Origin of the sequence: uncultured Ferrimonas sp., from assembly GCF_947489035.1 — a bacterium.
GTDB lineage: Bacteria > Pseudomonadota > Gammaproteobacteria > Enterobacterales > Shewanellaceae > Ferrimonas.
On sequence record NZ_CANLCI010000053.1, the window covers coordinates 1 to 2,406 of the forward strand.

At 53.0% G+C, this 2,406-nt stretch carries 2 protein-coding genes and 1 tRNA gene; 1 reads left to right on the plus strand and 2 read right to left on the minus strand.

Annotated elements, in window-relative coordinates:
- Nucleotides 1–162 precede the first annotated feature (162 nt).
- Nucleotides 163–1,227: a uroporphyrinogen decarboxylase gene (hemE, locus tag Q0796_RS17985; RefSeq protein ID WP_298445853.1), complete on the minus strand. Its 1,065-nt coding sequence runs from the start codon at nt 1,225–1,227 to the stop codon at nt 163–165.
- A 438-nt stretch (nt 1,228–1,665) separates the two neighbouring features.
- Here hemE and rsd point away from each other — a divergent pair, with 438 nt between their 5' ends.
- Nucleotides 1,666–2,148, plus strand: a complete 483-nt coding sequence (rsd, locus tag Q0796_RS17990; RefSeq protein ID WP_298445855.1) for a sigma D regulator — start codon at nt 1,666–1,668, stop codon at nt 2,146–2,148.
- A gap of 181 nt (nt 2,149–2,329) precedes the next feature.
- Here the strand turns inward: rsd and Q0796_RS17995 are convergent.
- A tRNA-Thr gene (locus tag Q0796_RS17995) sits at nt 2,330–2,405 on the minus strand.
- Nucleotide 2,406: the final 1 nt, after the last annotated feature.

The following is a 2,406-nucleotide window of genomic DNA, read 5'->3' on the forward strand; positions in this document are numbered from 1 at the left end:
GGATGCCGTGGCCCAAGTTGAATACGTGGCCTTCGCCGTGGCCAAACTCGCCCAGAATACGCGCTACTTCCTCTTCGATGCGTGGGCTCAGAAGGTGAAGCGGACAGCATGCAGGATCAAAAAAGGCTGCCCAAGGCAACCTTTTTAGCGTCAGCACCAAATTTATTTGTGGTACTTAGCGGATTGCGCGTGAACGGCCTTGATGAAGGCGCCCGCGTGCTCTGGATCGGCAAACTGGTGGATGCCGTGGCCCAAGTTGAATACGTGGCCTTCGCCGTGGCCAAACTCGCCCAGAATACGCTCTACTTCCTCTTCGATGCGTGGGATAGGTGCGTACAGCATCGATGGATCCATGTTGCCCTGCAGTGCAACCTTGTGGCCAATGCGCTCGCGAGCTTGGTGCATGTTGGTGGTCCAGTCCAGACCAACCGCATCACAACCGGTAGCAGCGATGGCTTCTAGCCACTGGCCGCCGCCTTTGGTGAACAGCACCACCGGCACCTTACGGCCGTCGTAGTCGCGGATCAGGCCATCAACGATCTTGTGCATGTAGCGCAGCGAGAACTCTTCGTAAGCAGGGCCCGACAGTACGCCGCCCCAAGAATCAAAGATCTGCACCGCTTGCGCACCTGCTTTGATCTGAGCGTTCAGGTACAGAATGACCGAGTCTGCCAACTTATCCAGCAGCATGTGCAGCATCTGTGGCTCAGCAAAAGCCATCTTCTTGGTTTTGGCGTAGTCTTTCGAGCTGCCGCCCTCAACCATGTAGGTTGCTAGGGTCCAAGGAGAACCGGAGAAACCGATCAGCGGCACGTCGCCTTTCAGTTCACGGCGGATGGTGCGTACTGCATCCATCACGTAACCCAGTTCTTGCTCTGGATCTGGGATTGGCAGTGCTTCAATCGCGGCTTTGTTGTCAGCCAGCTTCTTGAAGCGTGGGCCTTCACCGGTTTCGAAGTACAAACCCAATCCCATGGCATCAGGGATGGTCAGGATGTCAGAGAACAGGATGGCCGCATCAAGATCGTAACGACGCAGTGGCTGCAGAGTCACTTCACAGGCCAGCTCCGCGTTCTTACATAGGCTCATGAAGTCGCCGGCTTCAGCGCGAGTAGCGCGGTATTCTGGAAGGTAACGACCAGCTTGGCGCATCATCCATACTGGGGTCACATCTACTGGCTGACGCAATAGGGCGCGTAGGTAGCGATCATTCTTCAGTTCTGACATCTGTAATTCCCGAAAACAGCAACATATTCAATAAAAGTGGCGACATTGTAGCACTGCCACTTTGAATTGATACGAACAGGGCGTGAACCACTGCACAAATTGGCCACGACAGAGTGAACTCTTGTTAACAGCCTGCCATCAGATCGCAAAACAATTAACATTATGACGCGCACACGCCAGCTCTTTCACAAAAAACGTGAAGGTAAGCACGCCCACGGTTATGTCGGAACAGAAACAAAACGAAGAACTTAAACAACACCTTACAAATCAATGTCGCGGCATATTCACCTTACGGTCATGCCCCCATCACCAATGGATGGCAGCCTTGTGTTGGCGCAACAAAAGTTCACAAGCAAGTAACAAAACCATTGATCGAAGCGGTAACTCCGACTTAAATTGAACTATCTACTCACAGAGCGTGAATAAGGGGGCAGTGGAATGCTGACCAAACTAGAAAAAGCGGTTACGGCTTGGGGCGGCTCAAGTAAGCTGGTCGATCAATGGCTCAATAGTCGCCGAGAATTGCTGATCAACTACTGTCAGCTTGCTGGCTTGCCCCCCTATAACAATGACGCCGCGGCCTTGCCCGAAGAGCAGCACATTAAGCAGTTTTGTGGGTTGCTGATGGATTACGTCTCCGCCGGCCATTTCGAAGTATACGATCAGGTGGCCAGCGCCTGCGAACAGCACGGCCAGCAAAGCCGTCAGCTGGCCGAAGAGCTGCTGCCACAGATCAACAACAGTACCGACATCGCTTTAGATTTTAATGATCATTACACCAACGGCGTAAATGACGAGCGGATGCTGCAGCTGGATCAAGCCCTATCCAAGCTAGGACAAGCCATGGAAGAGCGGTTTGCCTTAGAAGACCGACTGCTCGAAACCCTGCACCACAACCACGCCGAAACAACGGCATCTTAAGTGCTCAGCTGCCGTTAAGATAAAACTGGCACTGAGCCGTTCGGCACGAGCCTCAAATCGCATTAGCCAATGGCCGAAACGCCGTTGGCTTTTTCATTTTAAGCGCAACCGACACGACGCAATATTAGCCACGCCAGAAACGAAAAAAGCCCTGTCCAAAGGACAGGGCTTAATCGAAAGATGGTGCTAATACCCAGAGTCGAACTGGGGACCTCACCCTTACCAAGGGTGCGCTCTACCAACTGAGCTATATCAGCA

Bases quoted from the DNA above. Each gene is read 5' to 3' on its own strand.
- rsd (WP_298445855.1), top strand. From the start codon at position 1,666: ATGCTGACCAAACTAGAAAAAGCGGTTACGGCTTGGGGCGGCTCAAGT.
- hemE (WP_298445853.1), bottom strand. From the start codon at position 1,227: ATGTCAGAACTGAAGAATGATCGCTACCTACGCGCCCTATTGCGTCAG.